Annotated in this window: 17 protein-coding genes and 4 pseudogenes; 20 read left to right on the forward strand and 1 reads right to left on the reverse strand. The window is 56.2% G+C overall.

The genetic code is table 11. The features are described from left to right. Nucleotides 1–61 precede the first annotated feature (61 nt). The 17 genes and pseudogenes from ACO0U8_RS14210 to ACO0U8_RS14290 form a co-directional block, all read left to right on the forward strand. Nucleotides 62–295 (forward strand): annotated as a pseudogene (locus ACO0U8_RS14210) (phage terminase large subunit family protein); the annotation flags it as partial. Continuing rightward, nucleotides 292–510, forward strand: a complete 219-nt coding sequence (locus ACO0U8_RS14215; RefSeq protein ID WP_112166080.1) for a hypothetical protein — start codon at nt 292–294, stop codon at nt 508–510. The pseudogene ACO0U8_RS14210 and the gene ACO0U8_RS14215, both read left to right, overlap by 4 nt. Next, nucleotides 507–1982, forward strand: coding sequence for a phage portal protein (locus ACO0U8_RS14220; protein WP_217203777.1), 1476 nt, complete (start codon nt 507–509; stop codon nt 1980–1982). The genes ACO0U8_RS14215 and ACO0U8_RS14220 overlap by 4 nt, the downstream gene beginning before the upstream one ends. Nucleotides 1983–2031: 49 nt before the next feature. Then, entirely contained in the window at nt 2032–3990 is a 1959-nt protein-coding gene (locus tag ACO0U8_RS14225) for a ClpP-like prohead protease/major capsid protein fusion protein (protein WP_217203807.1), read from the forward strand. Nucleotides 3991–4073: 83 nt separating this feature from the next. After that, nucleotides 4074–4400, forward strand: coding sequence for a DUF2190 family protein (locus ACO0U8_RS14230; protein ID WP_421671043.1), 327 nt, complete (start codon nt 4074–4076; stop codon nt 4398–4400). Next, a complete protein-coding gene (locus tag ACO0U8_RS14235) occupies nt 4393–4668 on the forward strand; it encodes a DNA breaking-rejoining protein (protein ID WP_112166085.1) in 276 nt (91 codons plus the stop codon). The genes ACO0U8_RS14230 and ACO0U8_RS14235 overlap by 8 nt, the downstream gene beginning before the upstream one ends. 10 nt (nt 4669–4678) lie before the next feature. Further along, complete coding sequence (locus tag ACO0U8_RS14240) at nt 4679–5233, forward strand: phage tail protein (protein WP_112166087.1); 555 nt, start codon at nt 4679–4681, stop codon at nt 5231–5233. Continuing rightward, on the forward strand, nt 5230–5634 hold the full coding sequence (locus ACO0U8_RS14245; RefSeq protein ID WP_112166089.1) for a phage minor tail U family protein: 405 nt from the start codon (nt 5230–5232) through the stop codon (nt 5632–5634). The genes ACO0U8_RS14240 and ACO0U8_RS14245 overlap by 4 nt, the downstream gene beginning before the upstream one ends. A 7-nt stretch (nt 5635–5641) precedes the next feature. Next, nucleotides 5642–6379: a phage tail tube protein gene (locus tag ACO0U8_RS14250; protein ID WP_217203775.1), complete on the forward strand. Its 738-nt coding sequence runs from the start codon at nt 5642–5644 to the stop codon at nt 6377–6379. A gap of 10 nt (nt 6380–6389) precedes the next feature. Continuing rightward, nucleotides 6390–6797 (forward strand): phage tail assembly chaperone G, encoded by a 408-nt coding sequence (gene gpG / locus ACO0U8_RS14255; protein WP_217203774.1) that lies wholly within the window; start codon nt 6390–6392, stop codon nt 6795–6797. 20 nt (nt 6798–6817) lie between these two features. Beyond that, on the forward strand, nt 6818–7132 hold the full coding sequence (locus ACO0U8_RS14260; RefSeq protein WP_112166094.1) for a phage tail assembly protein T: 315 nt from the start codon (nt 6818–6820) through the stop codon (nt 7130–7132). Then, a pseudogene (locus tag ACO0U8_RS14265) lies at nt 7113–7976 on the forward strand (phage tail length tape measure family protein); the annotation flags it as partial. The gene ACO0U8_RS14260 and the pseudogene ACO0U8_RS14265, both read left to right, overlap by 20 nt. Before the next feature lie 6 nt (nt 7977–7982). Further along, nucleotides 7983–9800 (forward strand): phage tail tape measure protein, encoded by a 1818-nt coding sequence (locus tag ACO0U8_RS14270; protein WP_421671283.1) that lies wholly within the window; start codon nt 7983–7985, stop codon nt 9798–9800. Between the two features lie 36 nt (nt 9801–9836). Further along, nucleotides 9837–10178, forward strand: coding sequence for a phage tail protein (locus tag ACO0U8_RS14275; RefSeq protein WP_217203772.1), 342 nt, complete (start codon nt 9837–9839; stop codon nt 10176–10178). 56 nt (nt 10179–10234) lie between these two features. Beyond that, entirely contained in the window at nt 10235–10972 is a 738-nt protein-coding gene (locus tag ACO0U8_RS14280; protein ID WP_421671044.1) for a phage minor tail protein L, read from the forward strand. 2 nt (nt 10973–10974) lie between these two features. Further along, entirely contained in the window at nt 10975–11694 is a 720-nt protein-coding gene (locus tag ACO0U8_RS14285; RefSeq protein WP_217203770.1) for a C40 family peptidase, read from the forward strand. Further along, the gene (locus tag ACO0U8_RS14290) at nt 11687–12304 is read left to right on the forward strand and encodes a tail assembly protein (RefSeq protein ID WP_056769676.1); all 618 of its coding nucleotides are present in this window, start codon (nt 11687–11689) and stop codon (nt 12302–12304) included. The genes ACO0U8_RS14285 and ACO0U8_RS14290 overlap by 8 nt, the downstream gene beginning before the upstream one ends. 73 nt (nt 12305–12377) lie before the next feature. Here the strand turns inward: ACO0U8_RS14290 and ACO0U8_RS14295 are convergent, their stop codons facing one another. Beyond that, on the reverse strand, nt 12378–12584 hold the full coding sequence (locus ACO0U8_RS14295) for a hypothetical protein (protein WP_421671045.1): 207 nt from the start codon (nt 12582–12584) through the stop codon (nt 12378–12380). Between the two features lie 161 nt (nt 12585–12745). Here ACO0U8_RS14295 and ACO0U8_RS14300 point away from each other — a divergent pair. The 3 genes and pseudogenes from ACO0U8_RS14300 to ACO0U8_RS14310 form a co-directional block, all read left to right on the forward strand. Continuing rightward, nucleotides 12746–15271 (forward strand): annotated as a pseudogene (locus ACO0U8_RS14300) (host specificity protein J); the annotation flags it as partial. A 924-nt stretch (nt 15272–16195) separates the two neighbouring features. Continuing rightward, nucleotides 16196–16660: pseudogene (locus tag ACO0U8_RS14305) on the forward strand (phage tail tip fiber protein); the annotation flags it as partial. Between the two features lie 316 nt (nt 16661–16976). After that, complete coding sequence (locus ACO0U8_RS14310; RefSeq protein ID WP_217203768.1) at nt 16977–17651, forward strand: hypothetical protein; 675 nt, start codon at nt 16977–16979, stop codon at nt 17649–17651. Nucleotides 17652–17698: the final 47 nt, after the last annotated feature.

The following is a 17698-nucleotide window of genomic DNA, read 5'->3' on the forward strand; positions in this document are numbered from 1 at the left end:
AAATAGACGCAATTCCTTTGTTAAATATTTCAATCATATCATTAAGTTAAAAGCATATACAAACGAGGCGTTCGACCTGATGGTCTATGCCCATGCACTGGTGATTTTGCGCGGGTATGAGCGAATAGACTGGGTAAAACCGCCTTCGTGGGCGCAGCCCATTGCGCAACCAACACCCGGCACGCAGTCAGAACCGCCAGCCCGCAGTAATCACCCAAAACCGAAAACAACCCGCGCGCGGACAGAGGATAAACCTTCTGCCTGGGCGCCATCGACATCAGGAGGCTGGGTATGAATCAGGCCGATATTGAAGACATGATCCAGCAGTATATGACCGCCGAGCGCGCCGTTCTGCAGGGGAAATCCATCACGTTCAACGGGCAGTCCATGACGATGGAGAACCTGAGCGAAATCCAGAAGGGGCGAAACGTCTGGGAGCGACGTCTCAGCACGCTGCTGGCGTCACAGCGCGGGCGACCGCAGTACCGGCTGGCGAGGTTCCCGCGATGAGCCTGATTGATGACGCAATTGGCCTGTTTTCACCCGGCTGGAAGGCATCCCGCCTGCGTTCACGCGTGGCGGTAAACGCCTACGAGGCGGCATTACCGACGCGCACGCACCGGGCGAAGCGCGAAAACCGCAATGCCAACCAGCTTACCCAGTTCGCCGGACGTTCGATCCGCGAGCAGGCGCGCTGGCTGGACAATAATCACGACCTGGTGATCGGCCTGCTGGACAAGCTGGAAGAGCGCATCGTCGGCGCGCGGGGCATCGTTGTTGATCCCCAGCCTATCCTGAAAACGGGGCTGGTGGCCGATGACCTGTCCAAACAAATACGTGCTGCGTGGGCGGAGTGGTCTATTTCTCCCGACGTTACCGGGCAGTTTACCCGCCCGGTCCTTGAGCGTCTGATGGCGCGAACCTGGCTGCGCGACGGCGAGGTTTTCGGGCAAATGGTTCGGGGTGCTGCACCCGGACTGACGCCTACGGCCAACATCCCCTTCTGGGTCGAGGCGCTGGAGCCGGATTACATCCCGCTTGAGATGAGCGATACCGGCAGGGGAATTTGCCAGGGCATTTATCTCAACAGCTGGGGATGCCCGACAAAGTACGTCGTGTATAAGAATCTGGTGACCTCCGGCGTGGCGCTGGGCAACACCAAAGAAATCGCCGCAGACGGCATGATGCACCTGAAATTCATGCGCCGTCTTCATCAGGTCCGCGGCAACAGCCTGCTCTCCGGCATCCTTATCCGTCTGAGTGCGCTGAAAGAGTACGAGGATTCAGAACTGACCGCCGCCCGCATTGCCGCCGCGCTGGGCATGTACGTGAAAAAAGGCGACGGCCAGACATACAGCGACGAAGGTAATGACAAAGGTCCCCGTGAGCTCAACATCGAACCCGGCATGCTTTTCGATGAACTGGCGCCGGGTGAAGAGATTGGGATGATTAAATCAGACCGGCCCAATCCTAACCTTGAGACTTTCCGCAACGGTCAGCTCAGGGCGGTGGCCGCCGGCAGCCGCAGCAGCTTTTCCAGCATATCCCGCAACTATAACGGCACCTACAGCTCCCAGCGTCAGGAGCTGGTCGAGTCCTTTGAAGGGTACGGCATTCTTCAGGATGCGTTTATCGCCGCCGTGACCCGTCCGATGTACCGCAGCTGGTTGCAGATGGCCATCACCGCGGGGGTGATCAACGTGCCCCCCGACGTGGACACGGCGACGCTGTTTAACGCCGTGTACAGCGGACCGGTCATGCCGTGGATTGACCCAATGAAAGAGGCCAATTCGTGGCGCGTACTTTTGCGCGGCGGGGCGGCAACGGAAGGTGACTGGATCCGGGCGCGCGGCGCCAATCCGGGCGATGTAAAACGCCGCCGCAAGGCGGAAGTCGACGAAAATAAAGCGTTAGATCTGGTCTTCGACACGGATCCGGCAAACGATAAAGGGGAAGCCAGTGCGCAAGAATCCAAGAAATAAACTGAGTGTGTCACCCAAAGCCTCGGCGGGCGATAAAAGCTGGTTCCGCATGAAGGCCAGCGGTGACAAGACCGCCGATATTTATATTTACGACGAGATTGGTTACTGGGGCGTGACGGCCCGCCAGTTTGCCAGCAGCATGAAAGCGCTGGGCGACCTCGACCATATCAACCTGCACATCCATTCACCGGGCGGTGACGTCTTTGACGGCATTGCCATTTACAACCTGCTCAACAGCCATACGGCCAGCAAAACCGTGTATATCGACGGCCTTGCCGCCTCGATGGCGTCGGTGATTGCGATGGTGGGGAACCCCATCATCATGCCTGAAAATGCCATGATGATGATCCACAAACCCTGGGGGATCACCGGCGGCGACGCCAACGACATGCGCGACTATGCCGACCTGCTGGACAAGGTCGAGGCCGTGCTGATCCCGTCCTATGCCAAAAAAACCGGTAAAACCTCCGACGAACTTTCCCTGATGCTGGGTGAGGAAACGTGGATGACCGCTCAGGAATGCCTTGAGCACGGTTTTGCCGACCAGATCTCTACCGCGGTGCAGGCGATGGCCCGCATTAATTCAAAACGTATCGAGGAATTCGACGCTATGCCAAACGCACTGAAAAACATGATCACTAAGCCGAAAGCGACTACCCAGAACCCGCCGGCGCCGCAGAATCCGCTCGCTGCACCGGTTGTTCCTGCCCCCGCCGCGCTGGATGAAAATACCATTCGTAATCAGGTGATTGCGGCACAGAAACAGCGTGTCACGGGGATCAAAGACCTGTTCGCGATGTTCGGCGGCCGCCATCAGGAATTGCAGGCGACGTGCATCGAAGACATCGACTGCACGGTCGAGCAGGCCAAGGACCAACTGCTGGTCATGCTGGGCAAAGATGCCAGTCCGTCGAATAAAAACGGCGGCAATGCACACATCTACGCAGGGAACGGTAACTTTACCGGCGACGGCATTCGTCAGGCACTGATGGCGCGCGCGGGCTATGAGGACCGCCAAAACGACAACGTCTACAACGGCATGACGCTGCGCGAATATGCGCGCATGTCGCTGACCGAACGCGGCGTCAGCGTGGGGGCGTTCAACCCGATGCAGATGGTCGGCCTTTCCCTGACCCACAGCACCTCCGACTTCGGCAATATCCTGCTGGACGTGGCGAATAAGTCCCTGCTGCAGGGCTGGGAAGAGTCGGAAGAGACCTTCGAAGCCTGGACGAAGAAAGGGCAGCTCTCCGACTTTAAAACGGCGCACCGCGTCGGCATGGGCGGCTTCCCGTCTTTGCGTAAGGTGCGCGAAGGGGCGGAGTACAAATACGTGACCACCGCAGATAACAGCGAAACCATCGCGCTGGCCACCTACGGTGAAATCTTCTCCATTACCCGTCAGGCCATCATCAATGACGATCTGAACCAGCTGACCGACGTGCCGATGAAAATGGGGCGCGCGGCGAAGGCCACCATCGGCGATCTGGTCTACGCCGTGCTCACCGGCAACCCGAAGTTATCCGACGGCAAGGCGTTGTTCAGCAGCGATCACAAAAACCTGGCCTCCGGCGCCATTGACGTGACCAATCTGGACGCCGGCCGCCAGCTGATGCGCGTACAGAAAGAGCCGACCACCGGGCGCACACTGAACATTCGCCCGGCCTTCCTGATTGTGCCGACCTCGCTTGAGACGGTCGCCAACCAGACGATCAAATCAGCCAGCGTGAAAGGGGCCGACGTGAACGCCGGCATCATCAACCCGATCCAGAACTTTGCGACGGTTATCGGTGAGCCACGCCTCGATGACAACAGCGCGAAAGCCTGGTATCTGGCGGCGGCGCAGGGCATGGATACCATCGAGGTGGCTTACCTGAACGGGGTCGAGCTGCCGTACATCGACCAGCAGGAAGGCTTCAATACCGACGGCATCGCGACGAAAGTGCGCATCGACGCCGGCGTGGCGCCGCTGGATTACCGCGGCCTGGTCAAGTCCAGCGGCCAGTAACATTTCCCCGCGTTACCTTCACGCCCGTCAGGGCTTTTTTTATACCTAAAATTCGCCCTTCGCGGGGCGTATGGAGCTTTGTTATGGCTAAGAATTTTATGCAGGAAGGGCAGACCATTTCCATTACCAATACCGGTCAGGCGGTGATTGAGAGCGGCGCCCCCGTGGTGCTGGGTTCCCTGCTCGTTGTCTCACTGGTGGATATTGCCCCGAATGAAACCGGTACGGGCATGGCGGAAGGGGTATTCCTGCTGCCGAAAGTCTCCGCCGACGCCATTCCGGCGGGGACAAAAGTGTATATCGCGGACGGTGAAATCCAGCTGGCGGCGGCGGATGCCGTGGCGGCGGGGATCGCGTGGGAACAGGCCGGTGCAGGTTCGACCGTCGTTGAAGTCAAAATCAATGCCTAACCCGTTCGATGCGCTGGCGGCGCGGATGGATGCCACCACCGTCGCGCGCTTTGGGCGAGACGTGGTGATTAACGGCGCCGTGCTTACCGGCGTTGAAAGCCACTTTTTGCCCGAAATGGGGCCGGTCAGCGGTGACGGCCTGTCCGTGGTGATTTTTTCTGCCGCTTACCGGCCTCACCGTAACGATCAGGTGATGTATCAGGGCGAAAGTTACATCGTCACCCGCCATCAGGTGTTTAACGGAAAGCCGCAAATCTGGCTGGAATAAAGGGGAGCACATGACCATCAAAGGGCTTGAACAGGCGATCAGTAATCTGAACAACATCAGTAAGACCGCCGTTCCCCGCGCCTCGGCGCAGGCCGTGAACCGGGTGGCGGGGCGGGCGATCAGCCGGAGCAGTTCGTCGGTATCGAAGGAAACGAAGGTGCCGAGAAAGCTGGTCATGCAACGCGCAAAGCTGAAAAAGGCCACGATGAACCGGCCTGTCGCCACGTTAAAAATCAACCGGGGCAACCTGCCCGCCATCAAGCTCGGGGCCGCGCAAATGCGTATCTCCCGGCGTAAGGGCAACGTGCGCGGGCAGGGCAGCGTGCTGAAAATCGGGCGCTTCACGTTCCGCGACGCCTTTATTCAGCAGCTTGCCAACGGACGCTGGCACGTTCTCCAGCGCTCGGGGAAAAGCCGGTACCCGATTGACGTGGTGAAAATCCCCCTGACGACGCCGCTAACCAACGCCTATACGGTGGAGACAAACCGCCTGATGCAAAGCGATATGCCCAAAGAGATGGCGGCGGCCCTGAAAAATCAACTGAGGCTTATCGTTAAACGATGATAAAGCACCCGAAAATCCGCAACGCCGTGCTGGACGCGCTCAAGCTTTCGGTGACCGCCCCCTCCGTGACCTGGTATGACGGTCGTCCGAGCTTTTTGACCGCCGAAGACCTGCCCGCCGTCGCCGTCTATCTTTCGGGCGCTGAACCTACCGGGGAAACACTCGATGAAGACGAATGGCGGGCAACGCTTCACGTCGAGGTTTTTCTCAAGGCGGTGAGCCCCGACACCGAGCTCGACCGGTGGATGGAGCAGCATATTTATCCGGTGGTAGGCGACATCCCGGCACTTTCAGACCTTATCGAAAACATCACGCCGGAGGGCTACGACTACCAGCGCGATGATGAAATGTCGACGTGGGGCTCTGCTGACCTGCGTTACACCCTGACTTACTTAATGTGAGGAATCTATGACCACACAACTCGAACCGACCAAAGGTGCGGGCACCACGCTTTGGATTTACACCGGCAGCGGCGATCCCTATGCCAATCCGTTATCGGATCAGGACTGGACGCGGCTGGCAAAAATCAAGGAGCTGACGCCGGGTGAAATGACGGCGGAATCCTACGATGACACCTATCTTGATGATGCCGACGCCGACTGGAACGGCACCGCGCAGGGCGCTAAATCGTCGGGTGACACCTCCTTTACGCTGGCCTGGAAGCCGGGCGAAAGCGGCCAGCAGGATCTGGTTAACTGGTTCTACGACGGTGCGGTGCGCGGGTACAAAATCCGTTACCCCAACACCGCCGTGGACGTTTTCCGGGGCTGGATCAGCAGCCTGGGCAAAGCGGTACCGGTAAAAGAGGTGATCACTCGCACGGTGAAAATCACCAATACCGGCAAGCCGGCGCTGGCGGAGAGCAATCAGGCTGCCGCGGTTCCGGTCTCGGGCGTCACCGTCACCCCGTCCGCCGCGAGCGTCGTGGTCGGGCAGAGCAGCGTCATCGGCGTCACGGTGTTGCCTGACGGCGCGACTAACGGTTCTTTCAGCGCGGCGTCATCTGATCTGACCGTTGCCACCATCACCGTCTCCGGTAAAAACGTGACGGCAAAAGGCGTCAAAGCGGGCACGGCGCAAATCATCATCATGACCAATGAGGGTCAGAAAGTGGCCATCTGTAACCTGACCGTCACGGCGGCCTAACGGAGCGAGCATGTTTTTAAAGTCTGAACTGTTTGAGTTTAACGGGGCGAAAACCACGCTCTATGAGCTCTCGGCGCTGCAGCGCGTTGAGTTGCTGCATTATCTGGCGGCGCAGGAAAAGGCCCTGCCGAAAGATGAGCCTGATGATCAGACTCTGACGTCCGCGCTGGTAGAGCTCAATATCCGCGCCGGCGCGATGATCATTGCCATGTCGCTCTGGCACAGTGAGTCACCAAAGCCGGATATTCACGATCTGCAGCAGCAGGTCATGAGCACCTGGCCGGTCGAGGCCATCGGCAAAGCGGATACGCAGGTCAAAATCCTGTCCGGCATGCTGAACCCGGAGCAGGGCGAGGTCACCACGGAAGCTGCGCCCTCAGAGTCCGTCGCTGAAGAGGAGACGGCGGAAAAGCGCTAACCCGTGAAAAGGGCTTTGTTATGCAGCTGGCGCGCGAGTTGAGACGACCCAACTGGCGCACCATGCTTTCAAACATGTCCTCCAGCGAGCTCGAGGAGTGGCATCAGTTCTATCAGACCCATTACTTCGAAGAGGCGTTACTTGATGCCCACTTTGCCTCGCTTAGCCTCCATATTTTATCGCTGGTGTGCGGGGAAACAGAACTGACCGCGGGTCATTTTAGCCTGCTTAAACCCAAGGTCGTGGAAGAAAATCACGAACCTGATGATGAACAACTAATGGCGATCGCAGAAAGCCTGCCAGGAGGAGTGCGCTATGGCCCAGCCAGTGGGTGATCTGGTCGTTAATCTTGACGTTGACGCCGCGAAATTCAATGAACAGCTCGGCTACGTGCGTAAGCAGTTTACCGGGCTGAGCGCCGCCGCCGTTGAGACGTCCGCACAGGTTCAGCAGTCCTTCTCCCGCCAGGAGCTGGTGGCAAAACGGGTGGGGATATCCGTGGGGCAGTACAACAACGCCCTGCGCAACCTCCCCGCACAGTTTACCGATATCGCGACCCAGCTCGCCGGTGGGCAAAGCCCCTTCCTTATCATGCTCCAGCAGGGCGGGCAGGTTAAAGATTCCTTCGGCGGCGTATCGAACCTCTTCCGTGCGATCCAGGCCGCGCTCTTTGGCGTCAGTGATTCGGCTGAAAAGTCTGAAGATTCGTTATCTGAGAATGCCAATGCGCTGGCGGAGAACGCCGAAAATCTGGGGAAGGTGCGTGGCCTGCTCACGCCGGCGACCCTGGGCTTTGTGGCGCTGGCCGTTGCCGTGGTGGCCGTGGCCTATTCGTTTGTAAAGGGTCAGGGGGTGCTCAGCGAATTTAACAAATCGCTGGTGATGACCGGTGACCGCTCGGGGCAGACTGCCAACAACCTGCTGGTAATGGCCGAGGCGATTGCGCAGGGCGGCGACTCCTTTACCGCCGGTACCGCGGCGCTCAATGCGTTAGTCAAAGCGGGGGCCAATCTCGGGGAAAACTTCCTGGGCGTGGCCACCTCCATTTCTACCCTGTCTGATGCCACCGGCACCAAAGTAGAAGATTTGGCGGCGGCGTTTGGCCGCATTACCTCAGATCCGCAAAGCGGGCTGCGGGCGATGGCCGAGCAATATGGTCACGTTACCGCCCAGCAGCTGGACTACGTGAAAAGCCTGCAGGACTCAGGGAAAAACACCGAGGCGCTTAACTACGCCAACACAGCCGCCGCCGCCGGCTTCAAGGACATGGCCGGCAACATTAAAGAGAACATGGGCGCGCTGGAAACCGCGGCGGACTACGTCGGCGACTCTTTCAAATCCATGTGGAACCGCCTGCTGGATATAGGCCGGGCGGACTCGCTTCAGAAACAGCTCGCGGATGCCACGGACAGGCTGTATGAGTTGGACAAAGGGCTGAGAAACACCGCCGCGCAGGGGCAGCAGCGGTTTGGGCTGGAAACCGCCCGCGATCAGGCACGTCAGATGGTCTCCTCCCTGACCGAGCAGCTTCACGCCGAGCAGCGAAAAACCGACGAAAAACAGAAGCAGTCAAACCTTGAGCGCAGCTCGCTTCAGAATCAGCAGCACTTCCAGTCGATTTCAGACGCGGGTCAGAGCAAGGAAGAGCAAAGAACGCAGGAGTACCAGCGTCTTAATCAGTACATCGCCGAACGCCGCCGGCTTAATCAGGCGCTGAGCGACGATGAAATTGCCCAGATTAAAAAGGGTATTGAAGAGAAATATAAAGATCCGAAAACGCCCAAAGCGAAAGCGATCACCACCTCGGCGGGGGACAAGGCGACGGATAATGCGCAGGGTGAGCTGATGACCCTGCAGGCCCAGCTCAAAGTCCTGCAGCAGCACACCAGCGTGAACGACGTTATCAGCCAGCAGCGCAAAGATCTGTGGCAGACGGAGAATCAGTATACGGTGCTGGAGCAGGCGGCCAGCACCCGCCAGCTGTCCGCGCAGGAAAAGTCACTGCTGGCGCATAAAGAAGAAACGCTGGAGTACAAACGGCAGCTGGCGGCGATAGGGGATAAAGTCGCGGCCCAGCAGCGCCTGAATGCGCTCTCCGATCAGGCCGATAAGTTTGCTCTGCAGCAGTCGGCAAAGCGCGCGGCGCTGGATGCTCAGGCGGATGGCGTTTCATCAAAACAGGCGGAAAGAGCCGCGACGCTGCAGCGTCTGCAGGAAACCTATGCATTCAATCCGGACGCTCAGAAACGGGTATTGCAGGAGCAGCAGGCAACGTATGCGGCAGAGGACGCGCTGCGGTCGAACTGGGTGGCGGGAGCGAAGCAGGGCTGGGCCGAATACGCCGAATCTGCAACCGATGTATTCACTTCGGTGCAACAGGTGACGCAGGCGGGATTCAACGGCCTTGCTGACAGCCTGACAAGCCTGACGACCACCGGTAAAGCCAGCTTTCGGGATTTCTCAACGTCGATTTTAAAAATGATCGCTCAGATAATTAACCGGCTAATCGTCGCCTATACCGTCCAGTCTGCTTTGGGTTGGATAAGCGGCAGCGCCTCCTCCTCTTCGTCAAACACATCGTTCTCATCAGGGGCCTACAGTAATTTGCAGCTGGCTTATAACGGCGGCTATATCCGCGAGTTTGACGTGGGCGGCTACACCGGGCACGGCGGTAAGTATGAGCCCAAAGGCATCGTTCACGGCGGGGAGTTCGTTTTCACAAAGGAGGCGACCAGCCGTCTGGGCGTGGCTAATCTTTATCGCCTGATGAAGGGCTACGCCACGGGTGGGTATGTGGGATCCCGCGGGGCGGCGGGCAGGTTCGGCGCGACCGACATCAGCGTTTACGCCCCGGTAACCATCGGCGAGCAGTCTTCATCGAATGACGTCAGCAGCAGCGATACGGCAAACACGGCCAAACAACTGCAGGGCATTGTTCAGCAGACAATATCGGACAGGCTCAGGAAGGAAATGGCTCCCGGCGGCCTGCTGTATAAAAAATAATTCCGCATGACGCATTCTGTAATTTTGGGAGAAGTGATGCCTACAGAAACCTTTACCTGGCGAACGCAGAAAAGCGCCCAGGGTACCGACACGGTCAGAACGCTACAAGCGCAGTTCGGCGACGGTTACAAACAGGTTGCCGCCAGCGGCATCAATGCCAAAGCTGAAACGTGGAATCTGAGCTGGACGGGTAAAAAAACGGAGGCGTCGGCGATCCGTCAATTTCTCCTGAGCCACGTGATTTCATCCTTCTGGTGGACGACTCCTTGGGGAGAACGGCTCCTCTGGCGGGTAAAGTCTGATTCAGTGTCGGTCAGTTTTCCCGCGGGAGACAAGGCGACGCTGAGTTTTACTTTCGAGCAGGCGTTTGCGCCTTAAAACCACCACAACTATCTGAGGCTGCCTTTGGGTGGCCTTTTTTATTTGGAGATATCATGAGCTTTACCCAGGACGTGCAGGCGCTTGAACCGGGGCAGCTGATCCAGCTGATAGAAATCGACGGGACGGCGTTTGGCTTCGACACCATGCTGCGCTTTCATGCGCACAACATAGACTCCGCGGGCTGGAAGTCTTTCGCCGCCGACAACCTGCCTTCAATCATTTGGCAGGGTAATGAATACGATCCGCACCCCTACGAGTTAACCGGTCTGGAGCTATCCAGCACGGGGTCGCAGCCAACGCCAACGCTTTCGGTGGGTAACGTGGGCAACTACGTCACGGCGCTGTGCCTGCAGTACGACGACATGGTGAAGGCGAAAGTCAAAGTGCACACCACGCTGGCCAAATATCTTGATGCCGCGAACTGGACAGCGGGCAACCCGACTGCCAGCCCGATTGATGAACGCGTTCAGCTTTACTACATCAACGCCAAAAAAGCCGAGACGCGGATTCAGGTCGACTTCGAACTGTGTTCGCCGTTCGACGTTCAAAGCCTGCAGCTGCCAACCCGCCAGATAACCCCGGTGTGCACCTGGTGCATGCGTGGATGGTATCGAACGGGAACCGGCTGCGATTACAACGGCACCAATTACTTTCTGAAAGACGGCACGCCCACGAGCAATCCCGCGCTGGATGTGTGCGGCGGCCGGATGTCGGATTGCAAGTTGCGGTTTGGTACCGAAAACCCACTACCCTTTGGCGGCTTCCCGGCGGCCAATCTACAGGGGAAATAACTATGCGTGAAAAACTCATCAGCCAAATCCGGGCGCACGTGGCCGCTGAATATCCGAACGAGGCCTGCGGGCTGATCGTCGAAACCGGTACCGGCCAGCGTTTCATTCCCTGTCGCAATATTGCCGAGAACGCGGCTGAAACCTTCATGCTGTCGCCGGATGATTATCTGGCGGCGACCAAGGTCGGGGAAGTCATCATGGTGATCCACTCACACCCCGATGTGGTGCATCTGGTCCCGTCAGAAATGGACCGCATCCAGTGCGACCACTCCGGCGTGGAGTGGGGGATCATGTCGTGGCCGGACGGTGATTTTTGTACGCTGTCACCGCGCGGCGATCGCGAGCTTGCTGGCCGCCGCTGGGTTCTGGGCCATGCTGACTGCTGGTCGATCATCATGGACTACTACCGGATGGAGTACGGCATTACCGTAAAAAATTACTCAGTTGACCGTGAGTGGTGGGTCGACGGGAAAGAAAATCTCTATGACGATAACTGGCAGGCTGAAGGGTTCGTCGAGATTGATGCCAGCAGCATGCAGCCTGGCGATATGATCATGATGCGGGTTCAAGCACCGGTCACCAATCACGCGGCGATTTATCTTGGAGATAACATCATGGTTCACCACATGTTTGGCAACCTTTCTGCCCGCGTTCCATACGGTAAATATTTCCGGGATCGGACGGTTCGCGTCGTCCGTCGCAAGGAGTTAGTTAATGCTTAAGACCATGACGCTCAAAGGCGCAATCGGAAAGAAATTCGGCAGGGTTCACCGTTTCCACGTGGCGGACATCAACGAGTTTTTGCGCGCGATGTGCTCCCAGGTGAAGGGCTTCAAAAAGTACGTTTCAAACGCCCATCTCAACGGGGTGAAGTTCGCTTTCTACAGCGGCAAGAACAACATCTCGCTTGAGGAGTTCGACATGTCCGCGGCGGCGACCGAGTACACAATGGTGCCGGTGATTGAAGGGGCGAAACAGGCAGGCATGCTGCAGATTGTGATTGGCGCTGTTGCTTTGGTGGCAGCCTTCTTTACCGCTGGCGCCTCATTCGCGGCGTTTGCCGGGATCAGTGCGGCTACGGCGGCGGCAACAACCACAGCGCTGGTGGGTATTGGTCTTAGTATGACCATCGGCGGCGTGGTGCAGATGCTCACGCCACAGCCCAGCTTTAACGTTGGGGCTTCGTCTGACTCTGACAACAAAGCAAACTACGCATTCGGCGCCCCGGTTAATACGGTGGCAATGGGATACCCCGTGCCGCTACTTTACGGGCAGCGTGAAATCGGCGGTGCGATCATCAGCGCAGGTATTTTCTCCAGCGATCAGCAATAAAAATGCCTGTTTAGTTTAGGAGTCAGGTTCAGGAGGATAATTGTGTAGTCCAAAGAAGCTATCTTTTGCAAATTTACTCAAGAACAAATTGAGTAAATTGCTTGGAAAATTCATTCAAGCCGAACCCATTAAGTTCGAGAATAATATTTTCTCTTTGATCTAATGGCATTTTTGCAATAAGTAAACCAATTACCATTTTGAGCTGCACAACCTCAATTTCAGCATCTTTTAGGTTATCAAACTTACAGTTAAGCTCAATCTTTCTATTAACAAATGGCATGGTTATCCTCATTTTAGGCTATTTAGTTGGAGAATGTTACGCGGGATAAATATTTCGATTTCAATCTATAACATATATCCATCATGAAATTTTTAACATCCTGATATTCGAACAGTGATCTATTAACAGCCGCCGTGGGGCGGTTTTTTTATGGGCGACATATGCAACTACTTCAAGGCGAAACTATTCTCCTAGGCGCTAAAGGCGGTGGCGGGAGTGCTCATACGCCGGTTGAGCAGGCCGATGATCTTTTGTCGCAAGCGAAGCTTAAGATGGTTCTCGCGCTCTCTGAAGGTGAGATTCAGGGTGACCTGGTCGCGCAGAAAATCTTCCTCAATGATACCCCGTTGGCGAACGATGACGGCACCTATAATTTTACCGGCGTGAAGTGGGATTACCGTAAAGGCACGCAGGATCAGGCCTACCTGCAGGGCATGCCTGAAATTGATAACGAATCCTCGGTGGGCATCGAGGTAAAAGCCTCCACGCCGTGGACCCGGCAATTCTCAAACCTGACACTCGATGCTATCCGGATCAAGCTGAGCTTGCCGATTCAGTACCAGTACAAAGACAACGGCGACATGGTCGGCACCGTCACGGAATATGCCATCGACCTATCTACCGACGGTGCGGCGTATAAAACGGTCGTCAACGGTAAGTTTGAAGGAAAAACAACGTCAGAATATCAGCGTGACCATCGCATCGATCTACCTGACTCGGCGTCAGGCTGGACAATACGCGTGCGCCGCATCACCCCAGATTCAACCTCAACCAAGCTGATAAACGCCTTCAAGGTGTTTTCCTTTGCTGAGGTAATCGACAGTAAGTTGCGCTATCCGAATACAGCGCTGCTTTATGTCGAGCTCGACTCCAGCCAATTTAACGGCAGCGTGCCGAAAACCACCTGCAAGCCAAAGGGCAAACTGATCCGGGTACCGACCACCTATGACCCAGTGACCAGAACCTACAGCGGGACATGGTCGGGTGATTTCAAAATCGCCTACAGCAATAACCCCGCGTGGATTTTTTACGACCTGGTGCTCGATGAAATTTACGGCATGGGCAACCGCGTAGACGCGACCATCATCGACAAATGGGAGCTGTACAGCATCGCGCAATACTGCGACGAGGCAGTGTCAGACGGCGCCGGTGGCACAGAACCACGCTTTACCTGCAACGTGTTCATCCAGAGCCAGCAGGATGCCTACACCGTGTTGCGGGATCTGGCCGCCATCTTCCGGGGCATTACCTTCTGGGGGAACGACCAGATTTTCGTGCGCGCCGACGTTCCGCAGGACGACGTGGATTTTACCTACCACAGCTCAAACGTGGTTGACGGCATGTTTACTTACGCCGGAGGCTCCTATAAAAACCGCTTTTCTTCCTGTCAGGTCAGCTGGTCAGATCCGATTAATCATTATTCTGACACGATCGAGAGCGTTTATGAGCCTGATCTTGTCGCACGATATAACTGGAATGAAACCCAGCTGACGGCCATTGGCTGCACATCTCAGAGCGAGGCGCACCGCCGCGGGCGCTGGGTGATCCTGTCCAATGCGAAAGACGGCACCGTGTCCTTTGGCGTTGGGCTGGACGGTTACATTCCCATGCCGGCAGAAATTATTGGCATCGCTGACCCGTTCAGAGCCGGGAAAGCCAACGGCGGACGCATCAGTGCGGTTAACGGCAAAAACATCACCGTTGACCGGGTAGCGGATTACGGCATCGGCGACCGTCTGGTAGTGAATTTGCCCGATGGAACGGCGCAAACCCGGACGATCAGCGGCGTCAGCGCCGATAAGAAAACGTTCACGGTTATCACCGCATACCGCATGACGCCGGTGAGCGGCGCCGTGTGGTCCATCGACAGCGATAACTTAGCGATTCAATACTTTCGTATCACGTCAATCTCTTCAAATGACGACGGCACGTTCACGATTGCGGGCGTGCAGCACGACCCGAATAAATACCGTTACATCGATGACGGGGTGAAAGTCGATTCAGCACCGATCACTGTCACGCCGACCAACGTGATGAAGGTACCGGCAAATATCGTGGTCACAGAAGTTGACCACATCGCACAGGGGCTTACCGTCGCGTCGCTGCAGGCGTCATGGGACAAAGTGGAAGGGGCGATCAATTACACCGCGCAGTGGCGCAAAGACAACGGCGACTGGGTTAACGTAGGTAAGACCAGCGCGCAGGGTTTTACCGTTCAGGGAATTTATGCGGGCGTGTACGACGTGCGCGTCCGGGCGATCAACGCCGTCGATGTGTCCTCTCCGTGGGGATACGCAGATTCGACTACGCTGAACGGCAAAGTGGGTAAACCCGGCACGCCGACAAATCTGCTCGCCAGCGACAACGTCGTCTGGAATATCAACGTGACCTGGGCATTTCCTGCAGGCAGCGGTGATACCGCCTATACCGAGTTGCAGCAGTCCACCACGGATGACCATCAAAACCCGACATTACTGGTGACGGTTCCCTATCCGGGTTCGTCGTATCAGCACGGACCGATGGCGGCAGGCGTTCGCCGCTGGTACCGCGCCCGGTTGGTCGACAGGATTGGTAACGCAGGGGAGTGGACTGAGTTCGTCATGGGGACGTCATCGGTTGATGTGTCCGAGATACTGGGCGACATCGCCGAAGAAGTGCTGAACTCGGAACTGGGCAAACAGTTGGTTTCTCGGGTCGATTCTGTAGAGGATAGCGTCAAAGAGCTGGATGACGCTGTCACGTCAGCCAACGATAAAATTGATGCAACCAATACTCACATTGATGAGGTGAACACTGAGCTGCAAGGCAAGGTAGACGCCATAACCGGCGGCAGCACATCTTCAATCGCTCAGGTTGTCTCACAGGTCAACATCCTCCAGCAGAATGATGTTAACCAGGCTCAGCAGATTTCAGCGGTAACCGCTACTGCGAACGGTAATAAGACGGCGATTGCCACAGAAACTACCGCACGCGCCACCGCTGATACGGCGCTGGGCAAGCGTATTGATCTGACTAATGCTCAAGTGGGGGACAATAAAACTGCAATCACCACGGAGACAACTGCCCGCGCTACGGCAGATACGGCGCTGGGTACTCGTATTGATAATCTAACGACAACCGTTGGAAATAATACGACGTCTATCACAAGCGAAGCGACGGCTCGCGCTACAGCAGACACCGCTCTGGGTGATCGTATTGATAGCCTGACAACGACGGTCGGAAATAACACCACAGCAATAACGTCTGAGGCGACGGCGCGCTCTACTGCAGATACAGCCCTGGGGACAAGGATTGACAGCGTCAAGGCAACGACCGACGGGAATACGGCCTCGATAGGCTCATTGCAAACGGCGCAGACGACAACGGAACAGGCTATCGCAAGCCTTGCCAGCGTTACTGAAGCCTCTTTCGATAGTTCCGCATTAGCGGCTATTGAGAATTCGCTTTCCAATGACAAAGATGCCACCGGGCAGCGTGCAGCTACAGGGATTATTCGGGCTCGCGTGACAGCCACCGAAACAGCGCAGGCTGATGCGGGCAGAGCCTTTGCTGAGTATCAGCAGACCGTAGAAGCTCAATTCAGTGAAACAAATGCCGTCGTGCAGACAACCGCCAGCGCAATGGCTGATTTAGCTGGGAATGTGTCTGCGCAGTACAGCATAAAGTTGGGCGTGACCAGCAATGGTACCTATTATGCAGCGGGCATGGGTATTGGCATTGAAAATACTCCGGAAGGCATGCAGACGAACGTGGCATTTTTGGCGAGCAATTTCACAGTCATGTCTGATGTGAACGGTACACCAAAAGCGTTCTTTGCCATTCGCAGCGGGCAGACGTTCATTGATGAAGGTTTCATTCAGGACGGCACAATTACCAACGCCAAGATCGGCAACTTCATTCAGTCCACCAATTACGTAGCCAACGTCTCCGGCTGGCGATTGGATAAAGGCGGTACCTTTGTGAACTTCGGTACCGGCAGCGGTGGCAAGATGAAAACCACCAACACAACTATCAGCGTTGCAGATGGTAACGGAGTCCTGCGTGTGCAGATCGGGGAACTGACGGGGGTATTCTGATTGGCGAATTTTGGTATTCAAACATGGAGTGCTTCGAGGACCCCCAATAACACGGGGCTGGTGAGGATCCTGATACTGGGCTCAATCTATCTATCAAAAGACCAGGTGTCGGGGGCATGGTCCTATGTCGTACCTTCTGGTTATAAGGTGTCCGTGATGCAGTCGCCGGTTATGGGGGCTGAGCTTTCATCGGCCCGGCGAAAAATCACCACCTCCACGACCGGCGTATCCCTCTCAAATGCCGGTTCTGATTATTCAACCGGTACATTCACGGCAGCTGAAGGTTGGCTGATCGTTTACTTAGTGAAGCAATGACATGGCAAATTACGGGGCAATATTGGTCGATGAGTATGGTATTCCATTCTCAACGCCAGACACGACGCCGATGAGTCTGGTCTCAAAGAATATGTACAACTTTGGCGGAAGCGGCGGGGTGATTAACTTAGCCGTCTCTGTCTCGAGCCCCTTTGTTGTCGCCTTCAAATCTGATGTAACCGGTGTTTACGGCAGGCTCAGTAATAATAGTGGTGTATATACGCTTACGGTAGGCAGACTTGCCGGCGGCAGCGTAGGTAATGTCACTGTTTATATTTTTGGCATCGTCATTCCCCAGCCGAAACCGGCGTGGGGGATAGCGATAAACGACGCTCAGGGACAGTGCATACTGACCAATGAAACCAAGGTGATGAATCCCCCCATTGCTGTTGGAACGCCGGGTAATCCGGCTAACCTGGGGTACAACATCGATACCTCACTCAGCGGAAATTACGCGGTAATGCCACAGATGACTGGCTTAATGGTCGGCGTTATTCATTCTGGGGGCGCAACGCGCCCTTTCCAGTCACCCATTCAGACCTATGCATACTTCAACGGGTCAACTACTCGAATATCCTCTACCCAGACAGACAGTCCGGGAGGTGATCAGCTCGAGAATGTTGGCTATGCAAACTCAAACGACGTGGTATACGCAATTGATGTATCTGCTTATTAATCAATTGATTGAATTGAACGATCGTTTTGAACGATCAATTTCAAGTA

This window comes from Rahnella sp. EDr1-12 (assembly GCF_049206505.1).
Lineage (GTDB): Bacteria > Pseudomonadota > Gammaproteobacteria > Enterobacterales > Enterobacteriaceae > Rahnella > Rahnella rivi.

Bases quoted from the DNA above. Each gene is read 5' to 3' on its own strand.
- ACO0U8_RS14285 (WP_217203770.1), top strand. From the start codon at position 10,975: ATGCGTGAAAAACTCATCAGCCAAATCCGGGCGCACGTGGCCGCTGAA.
- ACO0U8_RS14230 (WP_421671043.1), top strand. From the start codon at position 4,074: ATGGCTAAGAATTTTATGCAGGAAGGGCAGACCATTTCCATTACCAAT.
- ACO0U8_RS14275 (WP_217203772.1), top strand. From the start codon at position 9,837: ATGCCTACAGAAACCTTTACCTGGCGAACGCAGAAAAGCGCCCAGGGT.
- ACO0U8_RS14240 (WP_112166087.1), top strand. From the start codon at position 4,679: ATGACCATCAAAGGGCTTGAACAGGCGATCAGTAATCTGAACAACATC.
- ACO0U8_RS14280 (WP_421671044.1), top strand. From the start codon at position 10,235: ATGAGCTTTACCCAGGACGTGCAGGCGCTTGAACCGGGGCAGCTGATC.
- ACO0U8_RS14245 (WP_112166089.1), top strand. From the start codon at position 5,230: ATGATAAAGCACCCGAAAATCCGCAACGCCGTGCTGGACGCGCTCAAG.
- gpG (WP_217203774.1), top strand. From the start codon at position 6,390: ATGTTTTTAAAGTCTGAACTGTTTGAGTTTAACGGGGCGAAAACCACG.
- ACO0U8_RS14225 (WP_217203807.1), top strand. From the start codon at position 2,032: ATGAAGGCCAGCGGTGACAAGACCGCCGATATTTATATTTACGACGAG.
- ACO0U8_RS14260 (WP_112166094.1), top strand. From the start codon at position 6,818: ATGCAGCTGGCGCGCGAGTTGAGACGACCCAACTGGCGCACCATGCTT.
- ACO0U8_RS14310 (WP_217203768.1), top strand. From the start codon at position 16,977: ATGGCAAATTACGGGGCAATATTGGTCGATGAGTATGGTATTCCATTC.
- ACO0U8_RS14235 (WP_112166085.1), top strand. From the start codon at position 4,393: ATGCCTAACCCGTTCGATGCGCTGGCGGCGCGGATGGATGCCACCACC.
- ACO0U8_RS14215 (WP_112166080.1), top strand. From the start codon at position 292: ATGAATCAGGCCGATATTGAAGACATGATCCAGCAGTATATGACCGCC.
- ACO0U8_RS14250 (WP_217203775.1), top strand. From the start codon at position 5,642: ATGACCACACAACTCGAACCGACCAAAGGTGCGGGCACCACGCTTTGG.
- ACO0U8_RS14290 (WP_056769676.1), top strand. From the start codon at position 11,687: ATGCTTAAGACCATGACGCTCAAAGGCGCAATCGGAAAGAAATTCGGC.
- ACO0U8_RS14295 (WP_421671045.1), bottom strand. From the start codon at position 12,584: ATGCCATTTGTTAATAGAAAGATTGAGCTTAACTGTAAGTTTGATAAC.
- ACO0U8_RS14220 (WP_217203777.1), top strand. From the start codon at position 507: ATGAGCCTGATTGATGACGCAATTGGCCTGTTTTCACCCGGCTGGAAG.